The 16,620-nt window shown below is 66.5% G+C and carries 16 protein-coding genes; 9 read left to right on the forward strand and 7 right to left on the reverse strand.

What is annotated here, in order from left to right; translation table 11 throughout:
• The coding region (locus ACO6D5_RS22100; RefSeq protein ID WP_485826532.1) for an AraC family transcriptional regulator at positions 1-659 on the reverse strand (659 nt) is incomplete at its 3' end.
• 186 nt (positions 660-845) lie between these two features.
• Between ACO6D5_RS22100 and ACO6D5_RS22105 the strand changes: the two genes are divergently transcribed.
• On the forward strand, positions 846-2,036 hold the full coding sequence (locus tag ACO6D5_RS22105; protein ID WP_485826533.1) for an MFS transporter: 1,191 nt from the start codon (positions 846-848) through the stop codon (positions 2,034-2,036).
• On the opposite strand, the gene ACO6D5_RS22110 is transcribed toward ACO6D5_RS22105, so the two are convergent.
• Positions 2,003-2,677: an ankyrin repeat domain-containing protein gene (locus ACO6D5_RS22110; protein ID WP_485826534.1), complete on the reverse strand. Its 675-nt coding sequence runs from the start codon at positions 2,675-2,677 to the stop codon at positions 2,003-2,005. The two genes, ACO6D5_RS22105 and ACO6D5_RS22110, sit on opposite strands and share 34 nt — an antisense overlap.
• Positions 2,678-2,823: 146 nt before the next feature.
• Here ACO6D5_RS22110 and ACO6D5_RS22115 point away from each other — a divergent pair, with 146 nt between their 5' ends.
• A complete protein-coding gene (locus ACO6D5_RS22115) occupies positions 2,824-4,140 on the forward strand; it encodes a ParB/Srx family N-terminal domain-containing protein (RefSeq protein ID WP_485826535.1) in 1,317 nt (438 codons plus the stop codon).
• A gap of 13 nt (positions 4,141-4,153) precedes the next feature.
• On the opposite strand, the gene ACO6D5_RS22120 is transcribed toward ACO6D5_RS22115, so the two are convergent.
• Positions 4,154-4,759, reverse strand: a complete 606-nt coding sequence (locus ACO6D5_RS22120) for a glutathione S-transferase N-terminal domain-containing protein (RefSeq protein ID WP_315528834.1) — start codon at positions 4,757-4,759, stop codon at positions 4,154-4,156.
• 121 nt (positions 4,760-4,880) lie between these two features.
• Here ACO6D5_RS22120 and ACO6D5_RS22125 point away from each other — a divergent pair, with 121 nt between their 5' ends.
• Positions 4,881-5,840 (forward strand): helix-turn-helix transcriptional regulator, encoded by a 960-nt coding sequence (locus tag ACO6D5_RS22125; RefSeq protein WP_485826536.1) that lies wholly within the window; start codon positions 4,881-4,883, stop codon positions 5,838-5,840.
• 12 nt (positions 5,841-5,852) lie between these two features.
• Here ACO6D5_RS22125 and ACO6D5_RS22130 read toward each other — a convergent pair whose 3' ends face one another.
• Complete coding sequence (locus ACO6D5_RS22130; protein ID WP_315528837.1) at positions 5,853-6,236, reverse strand: hypothetical protein; 384 nt, start codon at positions 6,234-6,236, stop codon at positions 5,853-5,855.
• Positions 6,237-6,413: 177 nt separating this feature from the next.
• On the opposite strand from ACO6D5_RS22130, the gene gvpU reads away from it, so the two are divergent.
• Entirely contained in the window at positions 6,414-6,860 is a 447-nt protein-coding gene (gene gvpU, locus ACO6D5_RS22135) for a gas vesicle accessory protein GvpU (RefSeq protein ID WP_485826537.1), read from the forward strand.
• A 65-nt stretch (positions 6,861-6,925) separates the two neighbouring features.
• Here the strand turns inward: gvpU and ACO6D5_RS22140 are convergent, their stop codons facing one another.
• Positions 6,926-7,720 carry a hypothetical protein gene (locus tag ACO6D5_RS22140; RefSeq protein ID WP_485826538.1) on the reverse strand — a complete coding sequence of 265 codons (795 nt, stop codon included), beginning with the start codon at positions 7,718-7,720 and terminating at the stop codon, positions 6,926-6,928.
• Between the two features lie 213 nt (positions 7,721-7,933).
• Here ACO6D5_RS22140 and ACO6D5_RS22145 point away from each other — a divergent pair, with 213 nt between their 5' ends.
• The 5 genes from ACO6D5_RS22145 (at position 7,934) to ACO6D5_RS22165 (ending at position 12,780) form a co-directional block, all read left to right on the forward strand.
• Positions 7,934-10,492 (forward strand): ATP-binding protein, encoded by a 2,559-nt coding sequence (locus ACO6D5_RS22145; protein ID WP_485826539.1) that lies wholly within the window; start codon positions 7,934-7,936, stop codon positions 10,490-10,492.
• A 2-nt stretch (positions 10,493-10,494) separates the two neighbouring features.
• Entirely contained in the window at positions 10,495-10,833 is a 339-nt protein-coding gene (locus tag ACO6D5_RS22150) for an Hpt domain-containing protein (protein WP_485826540.1), read from the forward strand.
• Between the two features lie 57 nt (positions 10,834-10,890).
• The gene (locus ACO6D5_RS22155; RefSeq protein WP_485826541.1) at positions 10,891-11,541 is read left to right on the forward strand and encodes a response regulator; all 651 of its coding nucleotides are present in this window, start codon (positions 10,891-10,893) and stop codon (positions 11,539-11,541) included.
• A 16-nt stretch (positions 11,542-11,557) separates the two neighbouring features.
• Positions 11,558-11,950: a GFA family protein gene (locus ACO6D5_RS22160; protein WP_485826542.1), complete on the forward strand. Its 393-nt coding sequence runs from the start codon at positions 11,558-11,560 to the stop codon at positions 11,948-11,950.
• 134 nt (positions 11,951-12,084) lie between these two features.
• Positions 12,085-12,780: a pentapeptide repeat-containing protein gene (locus ACO6D5_RS22165; RefSeq protein ID WP_485826543.1), complete on the forward strand. Its 696-nt coding sequence runs from the start codon at positions 12,085-12,087 to the stop codon at positions 12,778-12,780.
• A 100-nt stretch (positions 12,781-12,880) separates the two neighbouring features.
• On the opposite strand, the gene ACO6D5_RS22170 is transcribed toward ACO6D5_RS22165, so the two are convergent.
• Together ACO6D5_RS22170 and ACO6D5_RS22175 are read right to left on the reverse strand one after the other, a co-directional pair.
• Positions 12,881-15,118, reverse strand: a complete 2,238-nt coding sequence (locus tag ACO6D5_RS22170) for a phosphocholine-specific phospholipase C (RefSeq protein ID WP_485826544.1) — start codon at positions 15,116-15,118, stop codon at positions 12,881-12,883.
• 489 nt (positions 15,119-15,607) lie between these two features.
• Positions 15,608-16,576: a bifunctional helix-turn-helix transcriptional regulator/GNAT family N-acetyltransferase gene (locus ACO6D5_RS22175; protein WP_485826545.1), complete on the reverse strand. Its 969-nt coding sequence runs from the start codon at positions 16,574-16,576 to the stop codon at positions 15,608-15,610.
• Positions 16,577-16,620 lie beyond the last annotated feature (44 nt).

The raw sequence follows: 16,620 nt of genomic DNA on the forward strand, positions 1-16,620 counted from the left end.
TTTTTCCCGGGCGATTTGCCGTAGATGCGGCGATACATGGCGATGAACGCGCTGTCGCTGGCATACCCCACGGCGTGCGCCACCGCCGTGACCGACATGCCTTCGGCCAACCGCGCCCGGGCGGACAACAACCGGCTCTGCGTGCGCCAGCGCGCGAACGGCAGCCCGGTTTCGGTCAGGAACAGGCGTTCCACGGTGCGGCTGCTGGCGCCTACCCGGCTGGCCCAATCCTCCAGGGATAGCGGGCAAGCCGGGTTCGCCAGCAATTCTCGGGCAATGGGCACAAGCCGGCGGTCGTGCGGCATCGGCAGATGCATCGGGGCCGCAGGTGCGGCCGCCAGTTCATCCAGCAAGGTATCCACGATGCGGCTCTGCGCCACGGTCAGCCCGGCGTCGGCCGACCAGTCCGTCACGCGCAGGATCAGCGCTCGCAATAGGGGATTGACGTCCAGGATCTGCGGTTCGGCCGGCAATCCGGGATAGGCCTCAACGTCGAAATACAGGCTGCGGTAGGCGAACTTGCCATGCATGGCCGTGCGGTGCATGCAGCCGGCGGGCAGCCATGCGGCCTGCAACGGCGCCAATTGCCCCACCCTGTCAGGCAAGAACAGCGTAACCCCGCCTTCAGCCTGATAAAGCAGCTGGGTGCGGCGATGCATGTGCCAATCCGAGGCGTGGGCACGGGTATCGATGGCCAGCCCAACCACGGGGCAAACGGCGCTATCGGGGTCTAGGACGGATTCTGGCGAGTAATGCGGCATGTCGGATAGACGATGTTTTATGGCGAAACCGCTTGATTTTGCTTCGCCCAGGCTGGATACGCTAGACCCTTTTTTCCCGGACCCATGAAACACGCCTCCGCCCGCCGCGATGGCCTGCCGCCGCGCGGCCTGATCCTTGCGCTGCTGGCGCTGCCGCAGATCGCCGAGACCATTCTTGCCCCCGCCCTGCCGGACCTGACCCGGCACTGGCGGCTGGACGCCGGCGCCGCCCAATCCGTCATGGGCATCTTCTTCCTGGGCTTCGCGCTGGGGGTCCTGCTGTGGGGGCATCTGGCCGACGTCTGGGGCCGCCGCCCCGCCTTGCTCGCCGGCTTGGCCACGGGCCTGGCCGGAACGCTATGCGCGCTGACGGCACCCACTTTCGAAGTCTTACTGTGTGGCCGCTTCATCCAGGCCGCGGGACTGGCAACCTGTTCGGTCACCACGCAGACGCTGTTGCGCGACCGCCTGGCCGGCGACGCCCTGACGCGTTATTTCGTCACGCTGGGCGCGGTGCTGGCGTGGTCCCCCGCCGTCGGACCCTTGGTCGGCCAACTGGTCTCGGACCGCCTGGGCTATCAAGGCGTGCTGCTGGCGATTGGGCTGGTCATCATGCTGCTGCTGGGCGCGGGAGGGCGCCTGCTGCGTGAAACCCGCGGCGGCGCCACGGCCGCGGTCCCGCTGCGGGCCCTTGGCCGCCGCATGCTGGCGGACGCGCCGCTGCGGCGCACCGCCGTGCTGGTCGCCGGCTTGAACTTCCTGGTGTTCTCGTTCTATTCCGCAGGCCCGTTCATGGTCGGACACTTGCCAGGCCTGGGGTTCGGCTGGGTCGGCCTGGCCGTTGCCGCAGCCGGATGCCTGGGCGCGGCCAGCAACCGGCGCCTGCCGGTCGGGACCGGACCGGCGCAGCGCGTGGGCTACGGCTTGCGTTGCGTCCTGGCCGGCGTGGTGGCGCAATGCGCCGTGGTGTGGCTGCTGCCGCAGCCCGGGCTGCTGTGGGCCGTCGCGGCGTTGCCGCTTTTCGCGGGCTATGGGCTCGCCATCCCGAACCTGCTTGGCCCGGCCTTGACGCATTACGGCCACTGCCTGGGTCGAGCGGGCGCCTTGTTCGGGCTCGGCTACTACACGTTGCTGGGCGCGGGATTGGCGGCCAGCTCGTGGCTGCCCTTCCACTCGGCCCTACCCTTGTCTTGCGTCTGGCTCGCCGTATGTGCACTGCTGCTGGGCACGCACCGCCGCCGTCACTCGCGCGCGCCCGCGCGTTCCAGCAACTGAACCGTTGCCCGCTGCCCGCGTTGGCGGGCGTGCGCGAGCGGCGTGCGGCCATCGCCGTCGGCCAGGTTCACGTCGGCGCCGCCTTCGATCAGCAGCGCCACGATCTCCTGATGGCGCGGGCCGCCGTCGCTCAAGATGATGGCTTCCAGCAAGCCCGTCCAGCCCAGCCGGTTCACGTGGTTGGGGTCCACGCCGGCCGCTAGCAGCGTCTTCACGACGTCGACATGGCCGCGTTCGCACGCGGGGATCAGCGCGGTGCCGCCATAGCGGTTGGTGCTCTTCAAGTCTGCGCCGTGACGCAGCGTCAGCTCCAGGATCTCGCGATACCCTTGCGCGCCCGCCAGCAGGTAGGCGCTGTCCTGCATCTGGTTCTGCGCGTTCACGTCCGCACCCGCCTCGATCAGGGCGCGCGCAGTTTCAGCATGGTTGCCTTGGGTCGCGCGCAGCAAAGCGGTGTTGCCCTGCGCATCCCGCGCCTCCAGCGGCGCGCCGCGGGCCAGCAGTTCGCGCACGCGCGCCGTCTCGCCCTGCGCGGCGGCAGCCCGCAGTTGCGCGGCCGGGTCCTCGGCCGCCATCGCCCCCGCGCCCACCGCGCTCAAGACCGCAATAAAACAAGCCCGCCAGAATTTGATGATCGCCATTGCCGGTATCCTTTTCATGAATCACAGGTGGATTATGGACAAGCGCGCCGGCATTGGGAATTTCCCTTAGCCGCGGACAGTGCAATACGCGGGACATACGCGCCAGTCATGATTCGATACCTTTCGATCGCAGCCCCTGCCGGCCAATGACCCAGACCTCTACCCCCCAGAATCCCGCCCTGATCCACCGCCCCTTCGCACGCCTGTTCGCCGCGGCCCTGTTGCCCCTGGCCCTGGCTGCCTGCAATGGCGGCGGCGATGACGACGACACGCCTGCCGTCACCCCCCCGCCCGTGGTCGTGGACCCGGCGCCGGAAGTCGAAACGCCCACGCGCAACACCGCCTATCTGAAGGCCAAGGCCGGCGACGTCATCCAGGTCCGTATCGAAGAGCTGAACCCCACGCAAGCCGCCATCGGCTACGACCAGATCTACTACAAGCTGGGACGCTGGCAAGGCGACTTCAACCGGCCCACGTGGGCAGCCGATGCGGCCCTGCAGCTGGACTATCTGGACCGCACCGTCGGCAAGAAATTCGACGACTACTGCGAAGACATGGGCGGCACCGAACGCGCGCAGAAGTTCGCGGACATCGCCGCGGCCCGCGCCGCCCGGCTGGACCAGCCCGCCACCTTCGCCTGCAAGGACGCGCCGGGCACGCATACGGAAAACCTGAAGACCGTCGTGGTCGGCTGGGACGGCAACCTGTACCTGACCGACGGCCACCACACGTTCTCGTCCCTGCGCACGATTTTCGACGGCGGCCCCAAACTGCCGGTCTGGGTCAAGGTCGACGCCAACTATAGCGACCTGCCCACCGCGACGGCATTCTGGCAGCGCATGGTCGATGAGCGCCGCGCCTGGTTGCGCGATGGCCAGAACCAGCCCATCACCGTGGACCAGTTGCCCACCCGCCTGGGCATGGCCAACGCGGACGAGCCCGGCGGCATGCAGGAAGACCGCTACCGCTCGCTGGTCTACTACACCCGCGACGTCGCCTACAAGAACGGCAGCCTGCCGGAATTCGCGGAGTTCCTGTGGGGCGACTGGCTGCGCCGCCAAGCCGCCGCGGGGCAGTTGCCCGCCCTTGGCCAGTACAAGATGCAAGCGCCCGCCACGCCCGCGCAGATCCTGGCGGCCAGCTCGTTCAATGCAACGCTCGTGCCGGGTGGCGCGAACGACAGCTATGCCGCCGCCGTGCGGGACGCATCCTTGAAGATGGGTGCGCTGGCAGCCACCGACATCGTGTTCGATGATCGTACGGCCGCCAGCCTTGGCGGCATTCCGCTGGCGGCGAACGTCGCGGGCGGTGTGTCCATCAAGGGCTCGCGCGACACGCTGGACGAGCTGGTCCGCAACGACGTCAAAAGCGACAACACCCCGCGCAACGCTGGCAAGCTGTGGTTCGCCGTCAACTACCGCGCTTGCGGCAAGCCCGCGGCAGGCACCTGCTGGGGCTGGTAGGACGGCGCGCCGCCTAGGCGGCGATCTGCATGGCCGGCCGGGCATTGACCCGGTCGCACCATGCCCGCACATGGGGGTGGTTCTGCACCGCCCCCAGGAAGGCGCTGTACCCGACCACCGATCCGACGATCAGGTCGGCCAGCGAATATGCCGCGCCCAGGATCCAGGGTTGCCTGGACAAATGGCCGTCCAGCACGGACAGCAGCGCATTCATGTCCTCCAGGCCGGCCTCGGCCTGCCGGGCATCCCGGCGCGCTTCCTCTCCGTGGACCGCCTGGTACAGGCGCGAGAGCACGGCGCCATACGACACATAGCTCCACGCGCACCAAGACATGGCCAACAGGCGCTCGGGCGTGTTCGGCGCCGGCCACAGGCCCGCGTCGACACCATAGTGTTCCCCCAGCCACAATTGGATCGCCAGGGATTCGAACATCGGCGCGCCATCCACCGTCAACGTCGGCACCTTGCCGTGGGGATTGAGCGCCAGGAATTCCGGACGCCGTTGCTCGCCCGCCTCGATGTCGACGACGACGCGCTCGTGGGGTACGCCGAGTTCGGCCAAGGCGCAGGCAATGGGCAGCGCGCTGGACCTGGGGTGCCAGTAAAGGACGATGGACATGGGCAAATCTCCTATTCATCTGCAAGTAGCTTCGTCCGCGGCGGGATGCCTCGGTCAGCAGGCGCCACTGTAGGATTTATTGCGGACAGATTCCGCCCTCGATTCGCGTTATCGTAGGACGATGCTTACCGCCAGCAATCGCCTGCTACGCCTGCTCTCGCTGCTGCAAACCCGCCGCCACTGGGCAGGCGCCGACCTTGCCGAGACGTTGGCCATCCACCCGCGCACGCTGCGGCGCGACATCGATCGGCTGCGCGAACTGGGCTATCCCATCCAGGCCAGCAGCGGGGTCGCCGGCGGCTATGCCTTCCGCCCCGGCAACGCCTTGCCGCCGCTGTTGCTGGACGACGACGAAGCGCTGGCGGTGGCCATCACGCTGCGCACGGCGGCCACCGGATCGGTAGGAGGCATCGAAGAGTCCGCGCTGCGCGCATTGGTGAAGCTTGAACAGGTCATGCCGGCGCGCCTGCGGCGCCGGGTGGAGGCATTGAAGTCGGTCATCGTGCCGATAGACCGGGGTGGCCCGACCGTCGACGCGGGCTTGCTCGCCACGCTGGCCGCCGCCTGTCGCGACCAGCTTCTGATCGAGTTCGGCTACACCGACATCCGCGGCAAGACCAGCCGCCGGCATGTCGAACCCCAAGGCATGGCGCACACGGCGCAACGCTGGTATCTGGTGGCATGGGATCCGGCACGCGATGACTGGCGCACATTCCGCATCGACCGCATTACCGGCGCGCCGCGCGTCGGTGGCCATTTCACGCCGCGCCCGCCGCCTGAAGGCGGCGATCTGCGGGCGTTCGTCTCACGGTCGATTCACGTGGCGCCGTATGCGGAGCAGGCGCAGATCATCCTGCATGCGCCCCTGGCCGTCATGGCGCAGCGGCTGGCCGAATCCGCCAGCCAGCTTCAGCCCTTGGACGACGCGCGCTGCCTGCTGCAATGCGGCGCCGGCTCTCTGGATTCCCTGGCGTACTGGCTGATGACGCTGGATGTGGATTTCGAAGTGCTCGCGCCGGAGGCACTGCGGGACTGCCTGAAAGCCGCGGCGCAACGCCTGGCACGCAGCGTGCAAGCCTAGCTGGGCCCGCGCTCAGAGAACCTTTTCGGTGTTGTCGGCCTTGGTCAGTTGCTGCATGGCCAGCGACAGCTTGGCGGCAATCGCCAGGCGCTCGTCGGCCGACATCGCGTCGTATTCCTTCTTCGAGATGCCCAGCGAGGCCAACGCGGCATAGAACATCTTTTCTTCCAGCGACATGGACGCGTAGTCCATGAACTCCTGCTCGGCACTGGACGGCGCCGACACCGTGCTGCCCGATACCCCGCCCCCCATGGCCGATTGATTGCGCTCGGTGGCGTTCAGGAAGGCGGCGCGGAATGCGCCGTCCGCGCCCGCGGAAGACGTGCCGCCGGCAGGCGAGCCGGATGCCCTGGCGCCCAAGGCGTTCGCGATGTTCGTGGCGTTCGTGGTGTTCATGACGATCATCCAGAAAGCGGGATATCCCGCAGCCTGACACGGTAGCGCCGGCAAGGCCGTGGGGATGGGGCGGTCTGACGCCCGATCCTGCCGTTTTTCCCACTATTGCCGTGTGTGTATTTTTCGCATGCTTCGAGTATCTTGTGGCTCTTTCCCGCCCTTTCCGAGACCCGAACAATGAGCATCGATTCCCTCTCCGTCCAGGATAAGCACGCCGCGCCCGGCGCGGACGCCTTTCTTCAATTCCTGGTCAACCTGGTGAACAACGGCAGCCAGATCGAAAGCATCGGCGTCACGCTGCAGATGGGCGGCATGCTGGTGTCCGGCTCGATCGTGTCGGGCGCGGAATACTTCGACCGCTTCGCCGCCAGCTTCACGAATTCGCTTGACGCGATGGATGCGGAAACCCGTACAGCCGTGCATGCGTCCCTGGCCGAACTGGGTGACGTCTTCCGTGTGCCCCAACCCGCCGATCCGCTGCCCAACTACATCCACTTGTCCGACGCCTTGTTCTTCGCGGCCGACGGCACGCCTGTCGCGGGGCAGCCCACGTTGTGGCGCGGCCGCACCAGCGCGGTGGATGGATTCATCTTGGGCCGTTTGCAATCAGACTCGGCAGACTGAAACCCCGTCGGCCAAATTGCCGTGACGGCCCGGGTCGCGCTCCGGTCGCGACCCGCTGGCGAGAATCAGACAGGAAAGCGCGTCGTACAGGCAGTGAATGACCGCCACTCGGTGCTATCGGCCTGCAGCCAGGCGTCCAGGCATTCGGGGCTGAGCGGCCGGGACATCGCGGCGCCGCGAAACAGCAGATGGCTATGCGCGCGCATCCAGGCGAAATCACGGATGTCGTCGACGCCGCATGCCACCACTTGCAGGTTGGCGCTCCGGGCACGTTCCATCAATGTGAAGAACCGGCCCTGCATCGACCGGCTTTCGAACAGGCCAGGCGGAATCTCCACTTGCAGTCCTTCGGCGCGCAATAGCCCGTGCGCCGACGCTGCCGCGCGGGCGATGGGCACGAGGCGCGTGCGCAAACGGGGATGAAAATCCGGATAGCACACCAGGAGGTCGGTGCGTTTGGAGAGCCTGCCGCTCAACGGCACGGTGAACGTGATGCTTGACGCAGCGACGGTCAAGGGCGCGATGTCGTCATGGCAGACCTGCTTGTTGACCCAAATCGCGTCATCGATCAATCCGATACCCAGTTCGGCGCACAGGCGTTCGCCCAGGCAGCCGCAGGCATTCACATCCAGCGGATGTTCGAAGGACAGTTCGATCGGCGTATCGAACTTGTTGAAGAATGCCACGGCGGCCCGTAGCCCGGCCGCCGGCCCGGCGGGCGTCTGGCCGCTCCAGAGGGACGGTCGGGAACGTCCCAGCACGGCATATTCGTGGACTTGGCCCTGGGCCGAGAAGACGGGCTGGAAGCGCAGCAAAACGGATTCTTCAAGCATCGGCCAGAGGCGGGTGTCGTCCTTCATGGATCAAGATCATTCCGTTATCGATTGACGTCGGGCCGATACTGCCCAAGAGTGCCCGTCAAATGAACAAGAAAGTTCTGAAAACGTGGGAAACGGCGCGGGCCGCGGGCGGCCGGCCGACAAGCGCGCAGCGCGAAAATGCCCCACGCCCTCCGCACTTTGAGATTTTTCTTATTCTCTTGGTAAGCAGGTGTTTCTATCATCAGACCAATGATGGAAGAAGACCGTGGCACTCTCGCCCTTGAACCTCAGGCCGCGCCGCGCGCGGCCTCGTTGCTGCTGCACTGTCTTGCGGTAGCCCTGTTCGCCTGCATTGTGGCGGGCGCCACGCTGTACCTGTACTGGGCGTTCAACAACGTCGTGTCCTCCTACCGCCGCCACATGAACGCGGCCGCCTACGACGCGCAGCAATTCTTCGACCAGCGCGAAGCGTTGCTGCGGTCCCTCTCGGCATCGGCCGTGCGCAACAACGGCAGCGATCACACGGACGACGCGCTCGCCCACATGGGCGCGGCCGCGCAGATCGAGGTCCTGCCGCTGCAGTCGGCGGCTGGCGCTTACGACTGGGCGCTGGTGCTGACCCACCGCGACCTGCTCCGCGTCGCGCTCGCCCGCACCAGAGTGGTTTACAGCTTGCCCCGCCATGGCACCGCGCTGCGCACGGCCGTCCGCAACCAGGCCGGCCAAGCGCCGATCCCTCCAGATATCCAGGCATGGCTCTCCCACACCCTGGCTGGCATCGACATCCGGCCATCCTCCACGGGAGATACCCGGATCATCTGGCTGCATCCGCCGCAAGACACGGACAAGCGCCTGTTCCTCTTCACGTCGCTGGACCCCGATGAGCCCGAGGCCGGGTGGATCGGCCTGGAAGTCCTGGGCGTCGACTCGGCCGTGGACACGCCGCAAGCGGGTGCGGGCAACTACGTACTGTTCGACGAGCGCGGCCGCCCCGTGCTGCACAGCCAGAACGAGACCCCCGACCACGCGCTGGCGCGCACCTTGCGCGAGGACGCCTTCGGCCTGCAAGGCCAAGGCTGGATCCCCGACTACCTGGCGCTGAGCAAATCGGTGGGGGACGACGGCTGGCGGCTTGTGTATTACACGCCGCTCCTGCGCGTGCTGCAGGACAACGCATTCGCCTTGCAGGCAGCGGCCATCGCATCCCTGCTGCTGACGCTTGCCGTCGTCCTGCAGGTGCGCTACATCCGGCGCCATCTCGTCTTGCCCGCGCTGCGCCAGTACCAAGCGTTGGCCGGGGATCTCTCGTCGTTGAAGCGCGCCGAACAATCCCTGTTGCAGGCCAAGCGCGACGCCGAGGCCGCCAACCAGGCCAAGACCGTGTTCCTCACCACGATGAGCCACGAGATCCGAACGCCGCTGTACGGCATTCTCGGCACGTTGGAGCTGTTCTCGCTCACACCCGTCAGCCGCCAGCAGGCGCAGTATCTCGAAGCCGTCCAACAATCATCAGCGACGTTGCTGCGCACCATCAACGACACGCTGGACCTCTCGCGCATCGAAGCCGGCCACGCGGCGCTGCAGTGCGCCCCGTTCTCCCCAGTTGAACTGCTCACGGGTGTCGTCGCCAGCTTTGCCGCGCGCGCGCAGGCAAAAGGGTTGCAGACCTATGCCGTGGCCGACCCCGGCACGCCCGCCGCCGTCATCGGCGATGCGACACGCATCCGGCAGATTCTGGACAATCTGGTCAGCAACGCCATCAAATTCACGGACTCGGGCCGGATCGTATTGCGCCTGAAAGTTGCCAGCAGCAGCGACGAAGACGTCTGCCTGGGTTTCCAGGTCGCCGATACGGGCGCCGGCATCGCGCCCGAGCACCAAATCAGGTTGTTCGACCCTTACTACCAGGTCGCGACGGACCATCCGGCCGCTTTGCCGGGTACCGGCCTGGGTCTGGCGATCTGCCGCCGGCTTGCAGACGCGATGCAAGGCCGGCTCGACGCCGTCAGTGAACCCGGCCTGGGCACCAGCGTCACGTTCGACGTCCGGCTGCCCCGGGCGGCGGATACCCCCGAGGCCGCTGGCCCCCGCCTGGGCGGCGCCGCGGTCTACGTGCGGGGCGCCGTGCCGGAAATCGTCCAAAACCTGTGCGGATGGCTCGGCCGCTGGGGAGCCGACGCCCGGCCTTATCCCACCGCCAGCGCGCCAGCCGACGATCCCGCCGTGCTGGTGCAGGCCTGGCCGCACGCGGCAAGGCCAGGCGGCTGGAGCGGCCCGCAAGTCATCGTCCATCCGCCCGGCTTGCTCGCCCACAACGAAGACTGCCCCCGCACCTGGTTCGCCAATGCCTACAGTCTTGCCAGCATCCGCCGCGCGGTGCACCAGGCGCAAAGCGGCCTTGTCCGCAGCGCGGCACGTCATGCCGAGGCCGCGCCCGAGGCCCTGAATCTGCACGTGCTGGTCGCGGAAGACAATCCGATCAGCCAGTTCATTCTGCGCGAACAGCTGGAGCACCTGGGCTGCTCCGTCGTTTTCGCGGGCAATGGCCAGGAAGCGCTGAGCCTGCCCGGTTTGATGGACTTCGACGCCGTATTGACCGACTTGAACATGCCCTTGGTCGACGGATACGAGTTCACGCGCCGCTTGCGCAAGCGCGGATATGAAGGCCCTATCCTCGGCATCACCGCCAACGTCTTCGAGGACGAGCAACGCCGCGGCAGGAATGCCGGCATGACGCGTCTGCTGGTCAAGCCTTTGGCGCTGTCCGCCATGCGTCAAGCCCTGCAAGCGATGCAGGGCATCCGGAGCTGACCATGCATCGCGATCCCAAGGCACCCCCGTGCGGCGACGATACGACCGAATGGGGCGGTCCGGCCCCCGCCGTGCCGGCCAGGCTCCGCCGTCTATTCATGGACACGATGAGCAGCGACCTGGCGACGCTGGAGCAATCGCTCGCCCAACGCGACGCACGAGCCGCCCAGCTGATGATGCATCGCATACGCGGCGCGCTGGCCATGGTAAAAATGACCGAAATATTGACAAGCGTTGATGCCTTCGACACGCAGGTCAGGCGTGACGGCTGGAACGAGCACGCGTTTCGGATGGCATCAGGGCTCATTCTTGAACTGAGAGCATTCCTGAATCAGGTGTGAGTCATGGCGCAGCATGGTCCCGATGTCCCACCCGCTCATTTCACCGTGCGCCCTCGAATGGAACGACTCAGAATAGTCCTTGCCGACGACCATCCGCTGGTGCTGATGGCCATGCGCGACCTGCTCGACAAAGCGCTCAGCTTCGAGATCACCGCGACGCTTTCCAGCCCGACGGCGCTGGTCGAGCATCTGCGCAATGACGAGCCGGATGTGATCATCACCGACTATTCCATGCCAGGCGACGAAACGTATGGCGACGGCATCCGCCTGGTCAACTACCTGGCGCGGCACTTCCCGCGCGCGCGGCTTGTCGTGCTTACCATGGTATCCAATCCGATGATCATTTCGGCGCTGTACGACGCGGGCGTATCCGCCGTGGTGCTCAAGCGCGACAACCTGGCCGAAATCGTGACCGCCTTGCAAACGCTGCAAGCCGGCCGCAAATACTATCCCCCCGGCTTTCAGCGCGAAGGCGCCGAGGATTCGCACACCCGGTTCATCGGCGAACGCATCAATAGCCTGTCGCCCAAAGAGTTCGAGGTGCTGCGCCATTTCATCCGTGGGGAATCGATGATGGAGGTTGCCGAAACGCTCCAGCGCAGCGTCAAGACCGTCAGCGGGCAAAAGATCTCCGCCATGCGCAAGCTGAATGTGCGCACCGACCAGGAACTGGTGGCATTCTGCGTGGAAAGCGGGATTTTTCAATGACACTTTTCGAAAGCCTATGAATCCACCGTCTTACACGGGTGGTTGCCTGTGCGGCCACATTCGCTTCATCGCTAACGGACCGCCGCAAAACCCGCATGCTTGTTCGTGCGAGTTCTGCCAGCGGCACGCCGGCGCCCCCAGCCTATGCTGGGTGGAATTCGCAAAAGACGACGTCGCCTGGACCGGCCCCGGCGGCGAGCCGTCACGCTACCGGTCTTCCGACTATTCGTCCCGGTCGTTCTGCCCCCGTTGCGGCAGCACCCTGGGCGCCATCGACGATGGTCCGGTCGTTGCGCTGGTCACGGGCAGCTTCGACATCCGGGACGATCCGGCACTGAAGCCGTCCTCGCATGCCTTTGCCGACCTGTGCCCCACGTGGCATCCGGTGGCCGGCTATACCGGCCAATAGCGGCGGCCTCGCCGCGACGCCAGGCGTCGGTGGCATGCCAAGCTCCGTCCTTCCTGGCTTGGTATCCTAGCGATTGCCCGCCGGGCAACGCGCATTTCGGCCGCGCCCCGGAGCATCGAACCGAGACCACAAGCATGACGCAAGACGCAATTGACACCGTGACGGACCTTGAAGTGGACCGCAAGGCGATGGAGGCCTTGATTGAACGCGCAGCGGGCAATCCGCTGTCGTTCCAGGACTGCGATTTCCAGGATGCGGATTTTTCCCGGCTGGATTTGCGCGGCGCGCATTTCACGGCCTGCGCCATTGCCAACGCCTCATTCCAAGGCGCCACGCTTGCCGATACGTCATGGGTGCGCTGTCGCGGCGGGCAGACCAACTTCGCCTCGGCCGACGCCAGCGACGCCGTGTTCCAGAACTGCGACCTGAACAACGCGAACTGGCGCCGGGCCCGCCTGGCGGCCGCCCGCTATCACGGCTGCAAGCTGACCGGGTCCGATTTCGACGGCATCGCGTGCCTGGGGTGGACGGTGGAGGAATGCCTGCTGGTGGGCGCGCTGCTGCGCGGCGTGTCGTTCCGCAAATCCAACATCGTGCAGCTGGACTTCTCGGATGCCGACCTGGCCGGCAGTGATTTCCGCGACGCCGTGTTCCATGGCGGCAGCCTGCGCAATGCCAACCTGAAGAACGTCCGCTTTGAAGGCGCCGACCTTCGCGAAGTGGATTTGAGCGGCATTGACCTGACGGTTGCCGCGCGCCTGGCCGGCGCCACCATCTCGAAAGCGCAGGCGGCTGTGCTGCTGGCCGAATTGCGCATCAGCGTGATCTGAGTCGCACGCAGCAGGCGGGCGCCCGCAAGCCGCCGCCTGTCCGTTCCCGGATGCCGAACCCGGGTGCGGTCCCGGGTTCGATCTCCAGCGCGGGCTCGACCTACCCGCCTGCCCCCATCGCCGGATCGCTCACCGTATGTTTGCCGGTCTCGACCCGGCCCGCGAAGCGGCGGTAATACGTGGGGTCGCTTGCGCAGGTGACGGCAAAGTCGTACCACTGCGCGCTGCCCTCCAGTGACCAATGCAGGGACGACGTCGCCTTACCCGCCACCGCCTCGCGCCAGGGGCCGTCCTGGCGGTAGGCCATTGCGGTCACCGTGAAGTCGGCGGTCTTCGCGCCCGCATTCATGAGCTCGGCATAGACGTCGCCATTGGCGATGTCGTAGCAGACGCGGATCTCTGGCGCCACGTCGGTGTCGGCGATGCGGTTGGTGTCTCCCTTGAAGTGGCGGTGCAGGCCATTGGGGCCCAGCACCCACAGGTCGTAACGGCCCAGGTTGTCCTGGAACGCGTTCCAGGTATCCGAGAGCGACTTCTCTCCTTCCACAACGTAGCGGCGCGGAATGCGGGCCAGGTTCAACTGGTCGTACACGTGGAAGACCGCCGCCTGCTTGCCCGTGTTGGAGAACAGCAGTTCGACCATGCCTTCCGCGCTGCAACGCGCGCTGACATGCAGCTCGTAGGGCAGCGCGCGCGACGGGCGCGTGCCGCTGGCCTGGATGGGCAGTTGCATGTCGGTGGGCAAAGGCATCGCGGGCAAGGCTTCCTGCGCGGTGCGCAACTGGTCGGCGGCGCTGCGCGTGCTGCGGCCGGCCAAGGTCGGCAGCGCTTCGGTGTTGGGTGTCTGGAAGTTGAAGGCGCTGGTCAGGTCGCCGCAGACAGCGCGTCGCAACGGACTGATGTTGGGCTCGTTCACTCCGAAACGGGCCTCCAGGAAACGCAGCACCGATGTGTGATCAAACACCTGCGAATTGACCCAGCCGCCTCGGCTCCAGGGCGAAATCACGAACAAGGGCACGCGCGGGCCGGGACCGTAGACGCGGCCATCCGGAGCGGGCTGGCTGCGGCTGCCTGCCGGCGCCGGATGCGAGAAATACTCGAACGCCATGTCGGCATCGCTCAAGGTGGATTTGCCCGCCTTGCCCAGGCCGGCATCGGGTGACGGCGCCGACGGTGACGGCACATGGTCGAAGTAGCCGTCGTTCTCGTCGAAGTTCACCAGTACCACCGTTTTGCTCCAGACTTCCGGCACGGCGGTCAGCGCATCCAGGACTTCCTGCAGGAACCACGCGCCTTGCACCGGGCTGGACGGACCGGGATGTTCGCAATAGATCGAGGGGGCATTCATCCAGCTGACCTGCGGCAGCCTGCCTTCGCGGATGTCGCGCTTGAAGGCGTCCAGATAGTTCTCGGGCGCGGTGCCGGGCAACGTGTTGGCGATGCCTTTGTAGAGCGGATTGTGCGCGTTGTCGGTTGCCGCGTCGTAGGCATGGTAGGGCAGCGCCTGCCCGGTGTTGGCATAGGGCACGCCGGGCTCGCCGCCGCTGGACACGGGGAAGCCCGAGGCCACGTTCGCGCGGCGGAACTGCTGGAACGCGCCCAGCATGTTGTCGCCCCATTCGTCCGGCATGTTCTGGTACGAAATCCAGCTGACGCCCGCCTCTTCCAGGCGTTCGGCGTACGTCTTCCAGGTGTAGCCGCGATTCTGCGTCGAGGCTTGCCCGTCGATCCAGTCCCATTCATTGTTGACGAACGACGCGCCGCCGGCCGTGGCGCCGTTGGTGCCCGTCAGATGGAATGAGCGGTTGGCGTCGGTGCCGGTATGCATCGAACAGTGATAGGCATCGCACAAGGTGAAGGCGTTGGCCAGCGCGAACTGGAAGGGGATTTCGCGCTCTTTGAAGTAACCCATCGAAATGTCGGTCTTTTCCGCAGGCCATCGCGTCATGCGGCCGTGGTCCCACGCCGCCTGGCTGTCGGCCCACGTGTGATGCGCGCCATCCGCGCGCTGCGCATTGTTGGCGCTGCCGTCCAGATGGTAGGGCGTGAGCACGGCGCCGTTGGCGCGTTCCTGCTGCCAGACCTTGCGGCCGTTGGCCAGCGGGATCGTGAAGCGGTCGCCAAAACCGCGCACGCCCTTGAGCGTGCCGAAGTAATGGTCGAAAGAGCGGTTCTCCTGCATCAGGATGATGACGTGTTCAACGTCCTTGATGGTGCCGGTGGCGTTGTTGGCGGGGATGGCCAGCGCGCGGCGGATGCTGGGCGGGAACGCGGCCAGCGCGGCGGCGGCAAAGCCTGCGCCCGTGGTGGTCTGTAGGAAATTGCGGCGGGAAGTCATGGGCGGGATTCGGAGTCGTCAGGAAGGAAGGCAAACACGGCCGAGCGGGTCGGGGCGCCGCTGCTCAAGGCGCGCAGCGCAGCAGTGGCGCGGGCGGCTTGGGCTGCTCCGTAACGGGAGGCTCTGGATGGGTCGTGGGCGGGTCGTCGCTGTCGTCTCCGCCACAGGCGGACAGGGTGACGGCCACGAGCAGCGTGGCCGCAAGCAATCTTGCTAGGCGTTTGGGGGACATGGGAGGATCGGTGTAGGGTGGGCAAGCCGGCATTCATGCGGCCGTCAGCCAGCATGACCCCCGCGAGTCTAGGAACGCGACGTGACAGCCCCATGAATAGGCAGGCGCCTGCGGGGACGGTGATGTATCGGTGTATTTCCGCCGCCCGGGCAATCTGCCGCTGCGCACGGATGCGGACAGGGCGGCGGACTTCCGGGCTTGATGGGGCTTGAGGCGGGGGGGGGTGACGCTGGCTTTGCTGCCGCGCCTGACCGGGATCAGCGGCGGCGCAGGAAACGCTGTTCGACCACGACGCTGCCCCACTGCCGGCCTTCCGATTCGTCGGTCAGGACAAAGCCCGCGGCCTCGTACAGGTGACGGGCCGCGTCCAAGCCCTTGAAGGTCCACAGGTAGGTTTCGTCGTAGTGCGCGTCGGCGAATGCCAGCGCCCGTTCAAGCAGCGCGCGGCCCACGCCCATGCCGCGCAGCGACTCGTCCACGATGAACCAGCGCAGATGCGCCTGGCCGCTGGCCAGGTCGCCGTCGATCACGATGGAGGCCAGCACCCTGCCCCCGTCCACGTAAAGCCACAGGCCTTTGCCCTGCGCCGGCAAGCCTTCGGCGAACGCGCCCAGTTCGGTGGCCACCTTGCGCTCGAAGTACACGCCGAAGCCCGAGGCCTGCGCGTAGTAGCGCGCATGCAGGCTGGCCACGTCGCCGATGCAACCCGGCACATAGCCTTCGTGGATCTGGTCTCCGATGCCGGCCGCCGCCCCTGGCGCCACGTTGGGGTTTTCGCGCGACAGCGCGTCGGCGTACAGCGACATGAAACGGATCAGGGATTGCTGGTCGTCCGGCGCCAACTGGCGCAGCGCGCGCGACACCTGGTCGGTGGCGAACTGGTCGATCCGCGCGCGCAGGGCAAGCCCCGCGTCGGTCAGGGCCAGGCGGGAAGACCGCGCGTCGTCGGCGTCGGTTTCACGCGTGACCAATCCGGCGGATTCCAGTTTGGCCAGTTGGCGGCTGGTGTTGGACTTGTCCAGCCTGAGTATGCCCGCGAGGTCTCGCGCCTGGATGCCCGGCTGCAAGCCGATTTCGATGATGGCGTGCACGGCGGACGGCGCCAAATCGCTGCCTGCCAGGGAGGTGCGCATGAAACCCAGTTCGCGTACCAGCTTGCGGGAGAATTCGCGCAGGTCCCGGATGGTCTGTTCGCGGGACTGGGAGGGAAAATCGATGAGATCCATGGCGGCCCCAATAGGTTGCGGTTCGCAACCAATATACTTGCGAG

This window comes from Achromobacter sp. (assembly GCF_057314935.1).